The sequence below is a fragment of the Paenibacillus sp. FSL L8-0641 genome, from assembly GCF_038006265.1.
GTDB lineage: Bacteria > Bacillota > Bacilli > Paenibacillales > Paenibacillaceae > Paenibacillus > Paenibacillus polymyxa_D.
The window spans coordinates 2,514,069-2,534,633 of sequence record NZ_JBBOUW010000001.1; the positions used below are offsets into that span (position 1 = coordinate 2,514,069).

The 20,565-nt window shown below is 51.3% G+C and carries 1 protein-coding gene (cut by a window edge); it reads left to right on the forward strand.

Annotated elements, in window-relative coordinates; all coding sequences use genetic code 11:
• Positions 1 to 20,565, forward strand: partial view of a non-ribosomal peptide synthase/polyketide synthase gene (locus MKY16_RS11490; protein WP_340955370.1) — the 5' end (the start) only. Its footprint extends 21,615 nt past the window's final position; 20,565 of the gene's 42,180 nt are visible here — the first part of the coding sequence; the start codon lies at positions 1 to 3; its stop codon lies off the right edge, out of view.

A 20,565-nucleotide genomic window follows, 5' to 3' on the forward strand; every position in this document is an offset into this window, starting at 1 on the left:
ATGACACAGCAAGATGTTCAATTGTTTTCCTTAAGCCAGCCACAGCAACGTATTTGGTATACGGAGCTTTTGTATCCTCATCGGAACACTTCAACAATTATTGCTACTGTAAAGATCAGGGGAACTGTTCGCATAGATGCCTTGCAGCAAGCAATGAATCGGGTAATTGCCCAAAATGATTCTTTTCGTATCAAAATTACTGCTCAGGATGGGATTCCATATCAATATGTAGAGCCATTTACGGCAGAAAGTATAGAAACGATCCAAGTTACCCCGGAAGAAGCGAATGTATGGTTAAAGCATCATAATCCACAGCCGTTCTCATTGTTGGATTCGCAGCTGTACCGATTTGTTATCTTGCAGCTCGGAACAGAAGAAACCTGGTTTAATTTTAAAATGCATCATATTATTTCAGACGGCGTGTCCATGAATCAGGCCATTAATGAAATCACAGGACATTATATGGATATTGTGCATGGTACAGGCCAAGATGCGCCGACCAAAGGCAATCCCTATCTGGATTTTATCCAGGTAGAGCAAAGTTATGAGCAATCAGACCGTTATCAAAAGGACAAAACGTACTGGACGGAAAAGTTTGCCGATTTGCCTGAGACTACAGGTTTGAAATCATATAACCCGCTGACACTGAGTACAGCTGCACGCCGGGAGAGCTTTATACTGGAACATGAGTTGTATCGTGGTGTTACGGCTTTTTGCGAAGAGCATAAAATTAGTATTTTCACGTTCTTCCTGGCGGCTCTGTATATTTATTTGCATAAAGTGACGGGGGAGCAGGACTTAACCGTGGGGACACTCTATGCCAACCGTACGTCTAAGAAGGAAAAGGATACCATCGGTATGTTCGTCAGCACCGTGGCTACGCGTCTGTTGGTCGAACCAGAATCCGAACTGCTGACCTTTCTGCAAGGTGTAGGGAAGGAGCAGGCGTCCATTTTGCGGCATCAGCGTTACCCGTACAACAAAATTATTCAGGATTTGCGTGAACAGCAAAGCAGCCTGGACATTCAGCGTCTGTTTGGTGCTTCCATTCAGTACCGCACCTTGAGTTTCTCCCGGTTTGATGAAGCGATTCAGCAGGTGGATAACGATTTCTGCGGAGATACGGTGAACGACTTCGATATTCACATGGTTGAAATGCTGGATGATGATAGACTCGTGCTGTATCTGGATTATCGTACCGAGCTGTTTAGTGAACAGGAAATTGCTCGAATTATTCGGCAATTTTTGAGTGTGGCGGAGCATATGGTGCAGGGCCCACACAAGCGGATACAGGAATTGTCGCTGATCAGTGAGGAAGAACGGGCGCAAATCGTCGACGTATTCAATGCTACAGCGGTGGAATATCCACACGAAGCAGGCATTCATGAGTTGTTTGAGGAACAGGCTGAACATACACCGAATCAGACAGCAGTTGTGTTTGGAAATGCCCGTTTAACTTATGGCGAACTGAATGTAAAAGCAAATCAACTGGCTCACACGTTGCGCGGACACGGTGTTACCGCCGAGCAAACTGTAGGTATCGTTGCTGAGCGTTCCACGGATATGATCGTCGGCATGTTGGCGATTCTCAAAGCGGGCGGTGCATATGTACCCATTGACCCTGATTATCCGGCTGAACGTGTACGTTACCTGTTGGAAGATTCGGGAGCGAAGTTGTTGCTGGTGCAGCGTGCAGAACAGCAACCGGAGGAATACACCGGAATCGTGCTGGATCTAAGCGATGCTAAGGTGTACGCGGCAGAGGATGACCAAGGCTTGAATACCGTACATGGGGAGCAAAACGAGGCTTATCATGTGGATTATGCCGATTATACAAATCCGAAAAATGAGATTTTAAAGGAATCGTCCTCGTCTGTCGTAGACAGCACTGCTGGGACACAAGAACGTAAATTTGGAAACCGACTAGCTTATTTGATGTACACTTCGGGCACGACGGGACAGCCCAAAGGAGTTATGGTAGAACATCGCAATGTCGTGCGTTTGGTAAAGCATACAAACTATGCGCAACTGGGTGCTGACACGCGCATTTTGCAAACTGGCGCCGTTGTCTTTGACGCGTCCACCTTCGAAATTTGGGGTGCGCTATTGAATGGTGGACAGCTCGTGCTGGTGAGTCAGGATGTTATTTTGGACGCTCCCAAGCTCAAGGAAGCCGTGCGCAACCATGGTATCACGACAATGTGGCTGACTGCGCCGCTCTTTAACCAGCTATCTCAGCAGGACTTGGAGCTGTTCGAGGGGGTAGAAGAACTGCTGGTCGGTGGTGATGTGCTGTCCGTACCGCATATTAACCGGGTACTGGAGGCTCATCCGTCCCTGCGGATTATTAACGGTTATGGTCCGACGGAAAATACAACTTTTTCTACAACTCATACGATTGCCAGCGTGCAATTGGAATCGGTGCCGATTGGGCGTCCGATCCACAACTCCACAGCGTATGTCGTAGACCGTTCCATGCAGCTTCAGCCTGTTGGAGCATGGGGTGAGCTGATCGTCGGCGGTGATGGGGTGGCACGTGGCTACCGGAACCGTCCTGATTTAACGGCTGAAAAATTCGTAGATAGTCCGTTCCGTAGCGGAGAGCGCTGCTACCGTACAGGCGATTTGGTTCGCTGGAATGAGGATGGAACGCTGGAATACAAAGGACGGATCGACGCACAGGTGAAAATCCGGGGCTACCGGATTGAGCTGGGCGAGGTGGAAGCGCAGCTCTTGAAGCTAGATGCGGTACAAGAAGCTGTCGTCATTGCACGTGAGGATGAGCAGGGACAGAAACAACTCTGCGCATATGTAGTCACCCTTGTGGATATCGCGGCTAGTGAGTTGCGAAGCACCTTGAGCCAAGAATTGCCGGGTTATATGGTGCCGTCGTATTTTGTGCAGATGGATCAATTGCCGTTAACACCAAATGGCAAAGTGGATCGTCGGGCGTTGCCGCAACCGGAGGGAAGCGTGGATTCCGGCGAGGATTATGTAGCAGCCCGTAATGAGGTAGAGCGGACATTGGTATCGGTATGGCAATCTGTACTGGGAATCGAACAGATTGGTGTTCTGGATAACTTTTTCCATTTGGGCGGCGACTCGATCAAGGCCATCCAAGTGTCTTCAAGACTGCTGCAAAATGGTTACAAGCTGGAAATGAGGGAGTTGTTCCAGTATCCGACGATTGCTGAGCTGAATGGACGGGTGCAGCGGGTGACCCGCGTTTCCGATCAAGGAGAAGTTAGTGGAACCGTGGCATTGACACCGATTCAACACTGGTTCATTGAACAGCAGCCATCCAATCCTGAGCACTATAACCAGGCTCTGATGCTGCATCGTGAGGATCGACTGGACGAAACGGCGCTTCGTCAGGCACTGCAAAGCATTGTCGAGCATCATGATGCTTTGCGCATCGTATTCCGCCAGAATGCAGACGGTGGGTATGAAGCATGGAACCGAGGCGTGCAAGAAGGAGAGCTGTATAGCCTCGAAGTGGTGGATTACACAAGGGAGTCTGACTTTGCTCATTTGCTGGAGAACAAAGCCAACGAAATCCAAAGCAGCATCCGTCTAGATGAAGGACCGCTGGTAAAGCTGGGTCTGTTCCGTTGCAACGATGGAGACCATTTGTTGGTAGCAATCCATCATTTGGTGGTTGACGGTGTGTCTTGGCGTATTTTGTTGGAGGATTTGGCAACCGGCTATGAACAGGCTTTACGGGGCGAGTCTGTCCGTTTGCCGAATAAAACGGATTCCTTCCGCCTTTGGGCTAATCAGCTGTCAGTTTATGCGAACAGCACAGCATTGGAGAAGGAGCGTGCGTATTGGGAGCAAATTGAGGAAGCAGGGAAAAGCCAGGCATCCTTGCCTAAGGATTACACTCGTAAATCTCAGGCCAAGCCACAGCTTCGCGATGATCGAACGCTGACCGTAGCGTGGACGGTAGAAGAAACAGAACAATTCTTGAAACAAGCTCATCGGGCCTACAATACGGAAGCGAACGACCTCTTACTGACAGCTCTGGGCACTGCAATTCAGGAGTGGGCGGGCATCCGTCAGGTGCTTGTAAATCTGGAGGGTCATGGACGGGAAGCCATTTTGCCGGATATGGATATTACGCGCACAGTCGGTTGGTTTACCAGTCAATTCCCGGTTGTACTCAATATGGGCGAGGATCGGAATGTAGGACGGCGTGTCAAGAACGTCAAAGAAGGGCTGCGCCGTTTGCCGCATAAAGGGATTGGATACGGGATTTTGAGATATCTTGCTAGCGGTGAAGGAGAAGCAGCTTTTGTTGCCGAGCCAGAAATCAGCTTTAACTATCTCGGACAATTCGATCAGGATTTAAAGAATAATGCCTTCCGCATGTCTCCTTATTCCATCGGAGCTTCCATGAGTGACACGTTGACCAAGCGGTATGCTCTGGATATCAACGGCATGATCACGGACGGTGCACTGGAACTGACGATCAGCTACAGCAACAAAATGTTTATGAAAAAATCAATCAAAAAGCTGGCTGATCTGTTGCAGGAGGGCTTACGTGAGGTATTGGCTCACTGTGTGGGTAAAGAGTTGCCGGAGCTGACACCAAGCGACTTGTCCTTCCAAGGACTGACGGCTGGAGAGCTGGATCATATTGTAGAGCAGACGGCTGCTGCGGGAGAACTGGAAAACATTTATTCGCTCACACCCATGCAAAAAGGCATTCTGTTCCACGGCTTAATGGAGCCGCAATCCGGGGCGTACTTTGAGCAGGCGACATTTGATCTGCAAGGCAGCTTTCAAGTGGAGGCTTTTGCCGAAAGCCTAAATCAGCTGGTGGATCGCCATCAAATATTCAGAACGAATTTTTATAGCGGATGGAATGAGCAGCCTTTACAGGTGGTGTACCGTCACAAGCACGCCGGGTTCCGTTTTGAAGATGTACGTTCGATGGAACAAGGTGAGCAGGACGCATACATTGCTGATTTTGCTGAACGCGACAAAGCCGAAGGCTTTCATTTCAGCTCAGGCGAGCTGATGCGGGTGTCTATTTTACGTACAGGCGAGGAGTCGTATCGTTTTGTGTGGAGCTTCCATCATATTTTGATGGACGGTTGGTGCTTGTTCCTTGTTGTAGGGGAAGCATTTAATACGTACTTTGCCATCCTCGAAGACCGCAAGCCGGAGCTCGCTCCGGTAACACCATACAGCGAATACATTGAATGGCTGGATCGGCAGGACAACGTGGAGGGTGAACGGTTCTGGAGTGATTATTTTGCTGGCTTTGAGCAGCAGACCGTATTACCGCAGGTAAAACAGCTGGACAGTCACGCTAAAGAATATGAAGCGGACAAGCTTTCGTTTACACTGGGCCACGAAGTGACGGAACGGATGAACAAGCTGGTTAAGCAGAAGCAAGTAACGGTCAATACCCTTCTGCAAGCAGCGTGGGGCGTTGTGCTGCAACGGTATAACAACAGTCGGGATGTTGTATTTGGCAGTGTCGTATCCGGCAGATCAGCGGATATTCCGGGCATCGATAAAATGATTGGTTTGTTCATTAATACGGTTCCTGTACGAGTTCACAGTGAGAAAGATATGACGTTTGCTGCGTTAATGAAGCAGATACAGGAGCAGGCACTGGCTTCCCGTGCCTATGAAACCTATCCGTTGTATGAAATTCAGGCCCTAACAGAGCAGAAACAGGACCTGGTGAACCATATTATGGTGTTTGAAAACTACCCGGTGGAACAGCGCATGGAGCAAATGGGCAGTCGTGGCACGAATGGCTTTACGATTGCAAATGCTTCCGTGTCGGAGCAAACGAACTATGATTTCAACATTACGGTTGTGCCGGGCGATGAAATTCATGTCCATTTGGAGTACAACGCGCAAGTATTGGAACGCACGGCTGTAGAGCAAATCCGCGAGCATTTGCTGCATATGATTGAAGAAGCGATTAACAGACCAGATGCGCTGGTAGATGAACTTGAGCTGGTGACTGCTGCGGAAAAAGCAAAAATCATCGATGGTTTTGGATCCGTGGGCGTAGCTGCATGGAGTGATGAAAAGCAATCAGAAGGGTTGTTCCACGTCTATGTGGAAGAACAAGCGCAGCTTGTGCCGGATCATGTGGCAGTGGTATACGAGGAGCGGCAGCTTACGTACCGCGAGCTGAACGAGCGTGGGAATCAACTTGCTCGTAGATTGCGAAAGGAAGGCATTGGGCGTGAATCCATTGTTGGTATTTTGAGCGAGCGATCGGTGGACATGATGGTCGGCGTACTGGCGGTGTGGAAGGCCGGCGGTGCATACGTGCCACTGGATGCAGATTATCCTTCAGAACGTATCCGCTTTATGCTCGAGGACAGCGGCGCTACGGTGCTGCTTACGCAAACAGGTTTGCAGGAACGCGCGCAAGCATGGCTGGAGGAGAGCCGACAGGTCTTGGCCGGTGGGCAGTCTGAGGGCGAGTTGGAAATAGCGGCTGGCGCTGAAACGATGGAAAGAGGCAGCCTGAGTGAAGGCGTAAGTTTTAAATTAGATTCGAGTTCTGACAACGAAGAAGCATCCGAACCGGCAACAGGGCTGCGTCTGCGTACTGTATTGGCGCTGGACGATGAGTCGTTGTACACCGGAGATGCCACGGATGTGGAACATATCAACGAGCCGCAGGATCTGGCATATGTGATCTACACCTCCGGTACAACGGGACGTCCGAAGGGTGTCATGATCGAGCATCACAGTTTGGTAAACACAGCTGTGGCATACCGACGGGATTACCGTTTGAACCAGTTCCCGGTACGGCTGCTGCAACTGGCAAGCTTCTCCTTCGACGTGTTCGTCGGCGATATCGCGCGGGCGCTCTATAACGGTGGCACGATGGTCATCTGCCCGAAAGACGACCGCATTGATCCAAGCCGTCTGTATGGCTGGATTCACGATTATCAGATTACGGTGTTCGAATCCACACCGGCTTTAATCGTACCGTTTATGCAGCATGTGCATGAACAGGGCCTTGACATGAGCAGTCTGGAACTGCTGATCACCAGCTCGGATAGCTGCAGCGTGACGGATTATCGGGTGCTGCAAGAACGGTTTGGCGCAGATATTCGCATTATGAACAGCTATGGCGTCACGGAAGCGACGATTGACTCCAGCTTCTACGACGAAGAACTGTCAAAGCTGCCAAGTAGCGGCAGTGTGCCGATTGGTCAGGCATGGCTGAACGCACGCTTCTACATCGTGGACAGCCAGCTGAATCCGGTGCCGATCGGCGTACTGGGCGAGCTGTGCATTGGCGGTGCTGGAGTGGCACGTGGATACCTGAACCGCCCAGACCTGACGGCCGAGAAATTCGTGGCGAATCCGTATGTAGCCGGTGAACGATTGTACCGCACAGGTGACCTGGCGCGGTGGATGCCAGACGGCAATGTGGACTTTATCGGTCGGATGGACTACCAGGTCAAAATCCGGGGCTACCGGATTGAGCTGGGCGAGATTGAAACGGCGATCCAGCGGGTACCGGGTGTGCGTCAAGCCGTAGTCATCGACCGGACGGATGAGCGTGGACACAAGTACTTGTGCGGGTACATCACGGGAGAAGCTGAGCTGCGGATCGAGGAAGTACAAGCAGAACTGGAATCCGGGTTACCAGCGCATATGGTGCCAGCACGCTTGATGCGACTGGAGACGATTCCGCTGACCAGCAACGGCAAAATCGATCGCAAGGCCTTGCCGGATCCGGAGGGAAGCATCCATACGGGTGCAGCCTATGTGGCACCACGTACTACGGCAGAGCAAGTACTGGCTGCAGTGTGGGCCGGAGTACTCGGCGTGGAAGCGGTAGGCACGCAGGATAACTTCTTTGAACTGGGCGGCGATTCGATCAAAGCACTGCAAGTATCGTCCCGCTTGCTGCAAGCAGGCTATCGATTGAACATGAAGGATCTCTTCAGCAATCCGACGGTAGCGGCGCTCAGTCCTTTGCTTCGTACAGATGGTAAGATGGCCAGTCAGGAAGAAGCAGTAGGCAAGGTAGATCTGACACCCATTCAGCGATGGTTCTTCGAGCAGCAGCCTGCTGATCTGCACCACAGCAATCAGGCGATGATGCTGTACCGAGCTGGGCGCTTTGACGTCAACGCGCTACGCCGTACAATGGACCGTATTGTCCAGCATCATGACGCATTGCGCACGGTATTCAGTGAGACGGAGCAAGGCTATGCAGCTTGGAACCGCAGTGTAGAGGAAGGCGAGCTATACACGCTGGACATTGTAGATTTTAGTGGAGTTGAAGACGAATCCACCGCTGTAGAAGCTAAGGCGAGTGAAATTCAAGCCAGCATTCATTTGAGCGAGGGGCCGCTGGTGAAGCTCGGTCTGTTCCACTGCGCTGAGGGCGACCATTTGCTAATCGTCATTCATCATTTGGTTGTGGACGGCGTATCGTGGCGTATTTTGCTGGAGGATTTGGCATCCGGTTATGAGCAGGCTGTTGCAGGTAAAACAGGCACAGCTATTCGGCTGCCGCATAAAACAGATTCATTCCAGGTATGGGCCGAGCAGCTGTCGGCCTATGCGAATAGCGCGACGATGGAGCGGGAGCTTGCTTACTGGCAGCATATCGAACAAGCAGAAGCCAGTCTTGCGAAGCCTTTGCCAAAGGATTTTGCGAATGACAATGCACTGCTTGGGGACAGTGAGGTTGTGACGGTCCGCTGGACGAAGCAGGAAACCGAGCAGTTGCTCAAACAAGCTCATCGCGCATACAACACGGAAATGAATGACCTGCTGCTGGCTGCGCTCGGAAAAGCCGTATATGACTGGTCTGGTTCTGAACGGGTGCTGGTCAACCTGGAGGGCCATGGACGGGAAGCTATTGTACCGGATGTGGATATTACGCGGACAGTCGGTTGGTTTACGAGCCAGTTCCCGGTTGTACTGGATGGAAGTCTGGGACAAGGGGGGAATACGGCTCGTCTGATCAAACGGGTCAAGGAAGGGCTGCGTCATATTCCGCAGAAAGGCATCGGCTATGGTATTTTACGATACCTGTCGGATACGAATGTTCTGGAGAAAGCAGGCGTGCAGTTAAAGGCTCAGCCTGAGATCAGTTTTAACTATTTGGGCCAATTCGATCAGGATTATAAAGGCAATGATCTGGAGCCTTCCTCCTATTCCATCGGTGTGCCTGTCAGCACGAATGCGGCTATGGATTTTGCACTGGATATCAATGGAGTCATCGAGGATGGAGAACTGATTTTCACGATTCGCTACGGTACAACGCAATTCCGTCATGAGACGATTGCACGACTTGGAGAGCTGCTGGCATCCGGCTTGCGTGAGGTGATTCATCATTGTGTCGCTCAAGAAAGAACGGTGCTGACCCCAAGTGATGTCCTGTTAAATCATGTAACACTGGATGAGCTGGAGCAATTGGTGAAGGATACGCAAGATATGGGTGAGCTGGAAAATGTGTATGCTTTGACGCCGATGCAAAAGGGCATGCTCTTCTTCAGTCTGATGGATGAAAATTCGGCAGCTTATTTTGAACAGGCCACCTTTGAGTTGAACGGTCGTTTTGATGTGGTTGCTTTTGGTAAAAGCTTTGATCTGCTCGTGCAGCGTCATGAGGCATTGCGGACGAACTTTATCAGTTCATGGAAGGATGAGCCTGTACAGGTCGTCTTCCGCAACCGTAGCGGACAAATATATTATGAAGACTTGCGCGGACTAGAAAAAGAGGAACGAGAAGCTCGTGTTGAAGCTTTTGCCATCGAGGACAAAGCGAAAGGATTCAATCTCGCAGAGGATGCACTCATTCGTGTCTCCATTTTGCAAACGGGGGATGAAACGTATCACTTTGTTTGGAGCTTCCATCACATTTTGATGGATGGCTGGTGCTTGTCCTTTATGACACAGGAGGTATTTGGCAGCTATCTGACACTGCGCGCCGGTCATGAGCCAGCGCTGGAGCCTGTCACGCCGTTCAGTCGATTTATCGAATGGCTGGAACGTCAGGACCGTGAGGCAGCTTTGCAATATTGGCGTGGGTATCTGGCGGACTATGAGCAGCAAATTACGCTTCCTCAGCAAAAAACACAGCCGAAATCGATGCAAGCCGGGCTATATGTCGCTGAAGATCTGGAATGTGACTTCCAGCCAGAGCTGGTTGCTCAGATCGAACGGGTAGCGAAGCAAAATCAGGTCACGATCAATACGCTGATTCAGACCGTATGGGGCGTTCTGTTGCAAAAATATAACAACAGTACGGATATCGTGTTTGGCAGCGTTGTGTCCGGTCGTCCAGGGGATATTCCAGGTGTGGAGCACATGATCGGGCTATTTATTAATACAATTCCAGTGCGTGTGCAGTCTGAACCAGGTGAAAGTTTTGTCGAGCTGATGAGACGAACACAGCGGCAGGCGCTGGCTTCCAATGGTTATGATGCGTTCCCGCTGTATGAAATTCAAGCACTGACCGAGCAGAAGCAGGATTTGATCAATCATATTATGATATTTGAAAATTATCCGGTGGAGCAGCAGGTAGAGCAGCTGGGCAGTGAAGGACAGGAACCATTTACAATTTCGAATGTGGTGGCTACAGAGCAAACGAACTACGATCTAAACGTCGTCGTGATGCCAGGAGAAGGTATCAAGATTCGTTTTATGTATAACACGCTCAGCTTTGATCAAGCAGGTATTGAGCGCTTGTATGGACATTTTGCACGTTTGCTGGAGCAAATTTCGCTCAACCCGCATGTTCGGGTGGAAGAGCTGGAACTACTCACAGCAGCAGAAAAACAACAGATTACAGCGGCCTTTAATGACACCGCTTGTGCATTTCCGTCCCATCAGACGATTCATCAGCTGTTCGAGGATCAGGTGGAGTGTACGCCGGATCAGGTAGCATTGGTGTTTGGACATCAGCGTCTGACATATCGGGAGCTGAATGAACGTGCCAATTCATTGGCTCGAATGCTTCAAGCCCAGGGAGTAGGACCTGACAAACTGGTCGGTCTGATGGTGCAGCGTTCCGTGGAAATGATCGTAGGTCTGCTGGCTGTGCTAAAAGCAGGCGGTGCTTATGTGCCGATTGATCCCGAATTTCCATCCTCTCGTATTGCATACATGCTGGAAGACAGCGAGGCCGCAGTGCTTCTGACCCGTCGTGAACTGGCAGAAGAACACCATTGCCATGCCAATACCCTGTTTCTTGAGGATGCCGCATTGTATCAGGGAGAAAGTAGCAACCTGGAGACGATTGCCCGCCCAGAGCATTTGGCTTATGTCATCTATACGTCGGGTTCGACTGGAAATCCGAAAGGAGTTATGCTCCAGCATCGCTCGGTCCTCAACTTTATTACTGGGATGCGCGAAGTCATTGATTTTGAAGCGAGCCAAACCATGTTGTCACTGACGACCATTTCATTCGATATTTTCGTATTGGAAACCATTCTCCCCCTGTTGGGTGGAATGACGGTTGTGCTTGGCGACAGCCAGCATCAGGTGAATCCTCAGGCGCTGGGTGAGTTGATTACTCAACATTCGATTGAGATGTTGCAAATGACCCCATCCCGGTTACAAATGCTGTTGAGTCATGAAGCAGGCTCGCGCGTGCTGCAAAGCGTGAAGGCAATTATGGTTGGGGGCGAAGCTCTTCCGTCCAAGCTGCTCGCAGCACTGCAAGAGATAGACGGTCCCCGTATTTATAACATGTACGGACCTACAGAAACGACGGTGTGGTCGGCCGTGCAGGAACTGACCCATGCTCAGCATATTAATATTGGACGTCCTATTGCGAATACCCAAATCTATATCATGAATGCGAGTGGAGAATTGCAGCCCGTCGGTGTGCCGGGCGAGTTATGTATTGCCGGGGAAGGATTGGCCCGTGGGTATTGGAAACGTGAAGAACTGACGGCCGAGAAATTTGTGATTAATCCGTTTGCTGGGGGTAAGGCAGGCCATGAGCGGATGTACCATACAGGCGATTTGGCGAGATGGACGCCGGACGGCAACATTGAATATTTGGGGCGGATGGACCATCAGGTGAAAATTCGGGGCTACCGAATCGAACTGGGCGAGATCGAATCGCAGCTGTTGCAGGTGGAGTCGGTACAAGAAGCGGTCATCATGGCACGCACGGACGAAACGGGTCAAACACAGCTCGTGGCGTACTATGTGGCGAGTCAAGAACTGGGAGCCGGTGAGCTGAGACATGAGCTGGGACAAGAACTGCCAAGCTATATGATGCCGTCGTATTTCATCTGGTTGGAGCAGATGCCGCTGACACCGAACGGTAAAATCGACCGCAAGTCCCTGCCAGCACCGGAAGGCAATCTGCACAGCGGTGCGGATTATGTAGCGCCACGCACTGCACCGGAACGAGCGCTTGTAGCGGTCTGGCAGTCCGTCCTGGGTGTGCCAACCGTCGGTATGTTGGACAATTTCTTTGATCTGGGTGGCGATTCGATCAAGGCGATTCAAATCGTATCGCGTGCATTCCAGGCCGGCTACAAGCTGGACATGAAGGATTTGTTCCGCTATCCCATCGTCGCAACCCTGGCATCGCATATGCATGAGGTCAGTCGTATGGCAGATCAGGGAGAAGTAAGCGGAGAAACGGCGTTGCTTCCGATCCAGCACGAGTTCTTTGCGCAGGAGCAAGTGGATGCGTATCATTTTAATCAGGCGGTTATGCTGCACCGGGAGCAGGGGTTTGACGAGTCGGCTCTGCGTCAGGCGCTTGGCAAGCTGACAAAGCATCATGATGCTTTGCGGATGGTGTTCAGCAAGACAGAACAAGGCTATCAAGCATGGAGTCGCGGAATACAGGAAGGTGAGCTGTATCATCTGGATGTGGTGGACTTTACGAACTTGACGGATAAAGCCACGCTCAGCGCAGCCATTGAGGCGAAAGCCAGTGAAATTCAAAGGAGTATCCAACTGCATGAAGGGCCGCTGTTTAAAGCAGGTTTGTTCCACTGTGTAGATGGCGATCATCTCCTGATGGCGATTCACCATTTGGTCGTGGACGGGGTATCCTGGCGTATTTTGTTTGAGGATTTGGCTACTGCCTATGAACAGGCCGTTCATCAGAAAGTGCTTCAGCTGCCGGACAAAACGGATTCATTCCGTTCCTGGTCACAAAAACTTTCCAAGTATGCGAATAGCACAGCCATGGACAGTGAGCACGCCTACTGGGAGCAATGGAACGCAGTCGCTTTGTCTGACCAAGTACGATTGCCTGAGGATCAAGCGCAGGCTGACTCATTTACTTTGGCTGACACCGATACAGTGGTCTTCCAGCTTACGGAAGAAGAGACAGAGAGACTATTGAAGCAAGCGCACCGCGCGTACAACACGGAAGTGAACGATCTGTTGCTGACGGCTTTGGGCATGATGCTGTACACATGGACCGGCCATGAACGTAGCCTGATCAATCTGGAGGGACACGGACGTGAGAACATTTTACCGGATACGGATCTTTCTCGTACGGTAGGCTGGTTTACGAGTCCATATCCGGTATGGCTGGACATCGGTCGTGATCCAGCTTTGTCGGGACGCATCAAACAGGTCAAAGAGAGTCTGCGTGATATTCCGAATCAAGGAATGGGCTACGGAATTTGGAGATATTTGAGTGAATCTGGCCAAGCCATGGGTCAGCAAGCAGATGCACTGAATCTTGCTCAACATCAAGCTTTTGCTGAGCCGCAAGTGAGCTTTAACTATCTCGGACAGTTTGATCAGGACTTGCAAAACAACGATCTGCGTAGGTCTCCTTATTCGATGGGATCGGTCGTTAGTGACCGGACGAAGATGAAATTTGCGCTCGATGTGAGCGGAATCGTAACGAACGGCATCCTGGAACTGGACATTCGGTATAACAGCAAAGCCTTCCGTAAAGATACGGTCCAAATGTTAGCCAACCTGTTGAAATCCAATCTGCTTGAAGTTATCGAGCATTGTGTTACACGAGATCGGATCGAATTAACTCCAAGTGATGTACTGTTCAAAGGTCTGACCCTGGAGCAATTAGATACGATTAAGGAGCAGACCAAGACGGTTGGGGAATTGGAAAATGTGTACCCGTTAACTCCCATGCAAAAGGGTATGCTGTTCCACAGTCTAATGAATGCAGAAACAGGCGTGTATTTTGAGCAGGCGACCTTTGATCTGGAGGGCCACTTGGAGCCTTCCCTATTCGAGGAAAGCTTGAATCTGCTGGTGAGCCGGCATGCTATATTACGGACGAATTTCTACAGCGGCTGGCATGGACAACCCTTGCAAATCGTCTATCGTCATAAAAGTCCGATCTTCCATTATCAGGATGTCAGAGGGCGTGAACATGCTGTAGCTGAGTTTGTGGTTCAAGATAAAGCTCGAGGCTTTGATCTAAGCAAGGATGCGCTTATGCGAGTATCCGTCTTCCGCACGGGTGAAAGCTCATACCGTTTTGTATGGAGCTTCCATCATATTGTGATGGACGGCTGGTGCCTGTCCCTGATGACGGACGAAGTGTTTGGTGCCTATGCTGCCTTGCTGGAGAATAAGCAGCCAGAGCTCGCACCTGTCAAGCCGTATAGTGACTATATCGAATGGTTGGAACATCAAGATGCACAGGAAGCGACCCGTTATTGGAGTGACTATTTGGCAGGTTTTGAGCAGCGAACCTTGTTGCCTGGTGAGAATACGCATGTTTCTGTGGCAGAACGAGATGACGACACAAACAGAAGCGGTCAAAGTTCAAATTCTGGCTATGTTTTGGAAAAACTGCCATTTATGTTGGGTAAAGAACGGAGTGCCGCATTAAACCAAATGGCCAAGCAACAACATGTCACGATTAACACCTTGCTGCAAAGTGTGTGGGGCGTTATTTTACAGCAATACAATAATAATCAGGATGTTGTGTTTGGTGGTGTGGTATCCGGTCGTCCGGCAGACATTCCAGGTGTGGAGAACATGATTGGATTGTTTATCAACACCATACCGGTTCGGATTCAAAGTGAACGGAATGCTACATTTGCTGAAGTATTGCAGCGCACACAGGAACAGGCTTTGGCCTCCAGTGTCTATGATACGTTTCCGCTCTACGATATTCAGGCACGGACTGAACAAAAACAAGACCTGATTCATCACATCATGGTCTTTGAAAACTACCCGATTGGGCAGCAGATGAAGCAGATGGGCGGTTCCGGCGAGACAAAGGCACAAACTGGCTTCTCTATTGCCAATGTGGCACTTGCCGAGCAAACCAACTACGATTTCAACCTGATTGTCGTGCCTGACGAAGATATCTCTATCCTACTTGAATACAATGCGCTGGTGTATAACCGGTCTGCAATGGAGCGTATCCAGGGTCATATCGACCACGTCATCGGACAAATCGTAGACAACCCAAATATCCGTGTGAATGAGCTGGCATTGGTGACCCCGCAAGAACAGGCACAGATCGTTCAGGTCTGGGGCGATACGGCGGCAGCCTATCCGCAGGATCAAACGCTAAGCAGTCTGTTTGAGCAGCAGGCAGCGAACACGCCGGAGCAAGTGGCGGTGTTGTACGGAGCGGAATCGTTGACCTACGCTGAGCTGAATGAGCGCGCGAACCGTTTGGCTCGGACGCTGCGTGCGGAAGGTGTTGAACCGGATCAGCCCGTGGGCATTCTGGTCCACCGCTCGCTGGACATGATCGTAGGCATCTACGCGATCCTCAAAGCAGGCGGAGCCTACGTGCCGATTGATCCAGAATATCCAGCCGACCGCATCCGCTTTATGCTGGAGGACTCGGGCGCGAAGCTGGTGCTGACGCAATCGCATCTGGCGGAGCAAGCCTCACTGAGTTTCGACGGTCAGGTGCTGGTGCTGGATCGTCAGGAGCAGGATGGCCAAGACATTTACCACAAAGACGGTTCGAATTTGGAGCCACTGGCCGGGCCGCATCATGTAGCCTATGTCATCTATACCTCCGGCTCCACAGGAAAACCGAAGGGCGTGATGGTGGAGCATCATTCCGTGCTGAACCGGATTTTGTGGATGCATGATCGTTACGGCTTGAGTGCGGAAGATACGATCTTGCAAAAGACGGCCTTCACCTTCGACGTGTCGGTGTGGGAGCTGTTCTGGTGGTCGCTGGTGGGCTCGAAGGTAAGCTTGCTGTCCGTGGGCGGGGAAAAGAACCCGGAAGAGATCGTCGACACGATTGCCCGCGATGGCGTAACCACGATGCACTTTGTACCCGCTATGCTGCATGCGTTTCTGGAGTACGTGGAGCAGCAGCCACGGGAAGTGATGCAAGCGAAACTGGCAACGCTGCGCCATGTCTTTGCCAGTGGTGAAGCATTGCCACCACAGCATGTGGCCCGGTTCCAACAGCTTGTATCGAGCCTTGCGGGAGCGAAGCTGATCAACCTGTACGGCCCAACCGAAGCGACGGTGGACGTATCGTACTTTGATTGCGAGCCGGATGGGGAATATACAGTCATTCCCATCGGGAAACCGATTCAAAACATTCGTCTGTACATCGTGAAGGAAGGCACGGAGCAATTGCAGCCGATCGGGGTTGCAGGGGAGCTGTGCATCGGTGGTGTCGGTGTGGCACGAGGTTATCTGAACCGTCCGGAGTTGACGACCGAGAAATTTGTAACTGATCCGTTTTCGGGTGGTGAAGCAGGCTATGAACGGATGTATCGCACCGGCGATTTGGCGAGATGGATGCCGGACGGCAACATTGAATATCTGGGCCGGATCGACCATCAGGTGAAAATCCGGGGCTACCGGATTGAGCTGGGCGAGGTGGAATCGCAGCTGCTCCAAGTGGAATCGGTACGCGAAGCCGTCGTCATGGCTCGTGCGGCTGAAACGGGCCAAAAACAAATGGTGGCGTACTATGTCGCTGGGCAAGAGATCGGTGCCAGCGAGCTGAGAAGTGAGCTAGGCCGGGAGCTGCCAAGCTACATGGTGCCATCGTACTTTGTACAGCTGGAGCAGATGCCGCTGAGTCCAAATGGCAAAATTGACCGCAAGGCCCTGCCAGCACCGGAAGGCAGCCTGCAAACTGGAGCTGATTATGCAGAGCCGCGTACGGCGCAAGAACGCGCACTGGTAGCGGTCTGGCAGTCGGTACTGGGGCTGCAGACAGTCGGTATTTTGGACAATTTCTTTGATCTAGGCGGCGATTCCATCAAGGCCATCCAAATCGCATCGCGTGCGTTCCAGGTCGGCTATAAGCTGGACATGAAGGATTTGTTCCAGTATCCAACGGTTGCAACACTGGCACCGCATATGCATGAGGTCAGCCGTATGGCAGATCAAGGAGAAGTAAGCGGGAAAACCGCGTTGCTTCCGATCCAGCAGTGGTTCTTTGCGCAGGAGCGCGAGCGTCCGCAGCATTTTAATCAAGCGGTCATGCTCTATCGTGCCGAGGGCTTTGATGAGACGGCGATTCGCCAAGTCATGGATCACATCGTGAAGCATCATGATGCGCTGCGTACGGTATTCCGTCAGACTTCATCCGGTTACGAGGCTTGGACACGCGGTGTAGATGAAGGCGCGTTGTATACGCTGGAAACCGCAGACTACCGTGAACAAGTAGTCTATGCGGAAGCGCTGGAAGCGAAGGTAAATGAAATTCAAAGCAGCATTCACCTGTCCGAAGGACCGCTGGTGAAGCTGGGAGTGTTCCACACAGCCGAGGGCGATCATTTGCTCATAGCTATTCACCACTTGGTGGTGGACGGAGTGTCGTGGCGGATTCTGTTCGAAGATTTCTCGACAGGCTACGAGCAGGCGAGCAAGGGTGAGCCTGTACGATTGCCCTATAAAACGGATTCTTTCCAAGCATGGGCACGGGAGTTGTCGTCTTACGCCAACCGTCCTGAGGCTGCCTCGGATGAAGTTTATTGGAAGCAGGTGGAACAGGCCAAAGCGGAAGCCGCACCGCTGCCGAAGGATTTTGCCTACAAGGACTCCTTGAATGCAGACAGCGAAGTGCTGACGGTAGAGTGGACCGAAGCTGAAACCCAGCAGCTGTTGAAGCAGGCTTATCGCGCCTATAACACCGAGGTCAATGATTTGCTGCTGACCGCGCTGGGACTCGCAGTGCACAACTGGACAGGTGCAGGACAGGTGCTGGTAAATCTGGAGGGCCATGGCCGGGAAGCAATCCTGCCAGAGCTGGATATGACACGTACCGTAGGCTGGTTTACGAGCTTGTATCCAGTGCTGCTGGAGACCGACAAGGAAATGACACTGGCTCAGCGGATTAAAGAAACGAAGGAAGGCCTGCGCCGGATTCCGCATAAAGGGCTAACCTATGGCACTTGGCGCTACCTGTCCCCTGCGTCCGGATCAGGTGAAGCGCATGCGATTGCAGCAGAACCGGAAATCAGCTTTAACTATTTGGGTCAGGTCGATCAGGATCTACAAAACAGTGGAATCGCATTGTCACCCTATAGTGCAGGGGAGACAGAGGATGCACATTCACCGCTGCAATATACGCTGGATTTAAACGCGATGATCTCGGAAGGCACGCTGCGCTTGACGATTGCTTACAGCCGCAAGCAGTATCGCAAAGAAACGCTGGAACGTGTGGCAGGACTGCTGCAATCCGCTTTGCAAGAGGTGATTACGCATTGCGTCGCTCAAAAGCAGCCTCAGCTGACTCCAAGTGATGTGTCCTTTAAAGGTTTGACGACTGGAGAGCTGGAACAGATCGCGGAACAGGCAACACGTATCGGTGAGCTGGAAAATGTATACGCACTGACGCCGATGCAAAAGGGGATGCTCTTTTACAATCTGATGGATTCGCAATCGGGAGCATATTTTGAACAGGCCTCCTTTGATCTGCGAGGACATTTTAATATCGCTGCATTTGCGGCCAGTTTGGATGTTTTAATGCAGCGGCATACGGTACTGCGCACGAACTTCTACAGCGGCTGGCAGGATGAACCGCTTCAGGTTGTGTACCGCAATAAGCGCAGTGAACTGTATGTGGAAGATTTGCGGGATATGAAGGACGAGCAGCAAAACGAATACATGCTCGAATTTACGCGTAAAGACAAGCAAAGAGGCTTTGACCTAGCACAAGACGCCTTGATGCGTGTCACTGTGTTGCGCACAGGTGAGGAGACGTACCGTTTTGTATGGAGTTTCCATCATATCGTGATGGATGGCTGGTGCTTGTCGCTGGTGACCAACGAAGTGTTTGCGAGCTATTTTGCGATCCTGGCCCATAAACAACCGGAACTGGCCCCTGTAACGCCGTACAGTCAATATATCGAATGGCTGGAGCAGCAGGATCGTCAGGCCGCATCAAGCTACTGGAGCAAGGCTCTGGAAGGATACGAGGAGCAGTCTCGTTTGCCACAGGCTAAAATTCAGGGCAAAACGGGGTATCAGTCGGAGCGTTTAGATTTTGATTTGGGCGCGGATCTCACAGCTGGTATTCAGCGCATAGCCAAGCGTTATCAGGTGACGATCAATACGTTGATGCAGACCGTTTGGGGCCTTTTGCTGCAAAAATATAATGGTACCGATGATGTCGTGTTTGGCAGCGTGGTATCTGGACGTCCGGCAGACATTCCGAATGTGGAGCACATCATTGGTCTGTTTATCAATACCATTCCGGTGCGTATCCGTAGTCAAGTGGGTAGTCTATTCTCCGATGTGATGAAGCAAACCCAAGAGCAATCGATTGCTTCCCATGCCTATGATACGTATCCGTTGTATGAAATTCAGGGACTGTCGGAGCTTAAGCAGGATTTGATCAACCATATTCTTATTTTTGAGAACTATCCGGTCGAGGAACAAATCGAGCAATTAGGTAGCGGTGAGGCGTCCAGCTTCACGATCACCGGAGCCGAGTCCGTCGAGCAGACCAACTATGACTTTAACCTGGTGGTGCTGCCGGGGAACACCATTCACATGAGCTTTGGCTATAATGCTCTGGCCTTTGAACGGGAAAGTGTAGAACAAATTCGAGGTCATCTGGTGCAATTGCTGGAGCAGGTAACTGCGAATCCGAACATCCGTGTACATGAACTGGATATGATAACCGCGCAGGAGCGTGAGCAAATCGTTAAGGTTTGGGGGAATACAGCAGCAACCTATGCAAGCGAGCAAACGATCCATGGCTTGTTCGAGACGCAAACGGCGCAGACACCGGAGCAGACAGCCTTGTTCTTTGAAGGAGAAACGCTGACTTATCGCGAGCTGAATGAACGCGCCAATCGCCTGGCTCGTACCTTGCGCAGTCAAGGCGTGACGAAAGATCGTTTGGTGGGTCTGATGACCGAGCGGTCGGTGGATATGATCGTGGGCATCTTCGGGATTTTAAAAGCCGGAGGCGCATATGTCCCCATCGATCCAACCTACCCGGAAGAGCGTATCCGCTATATGCTGGACGACTCGGGTGCGAAGCTACTGTTGACACAAAGTCATCTGGTGGACAAAGCAGTTATCGATGGCCAAGTGCTGGTGCTGGATGGAACGCAAACGGTGTATCACGAGGATGGTTCCAACCTGGAGCCGTGGTCCGGTCCAAATGATTTGGCGTATGTGATTTATACATCGGGTACA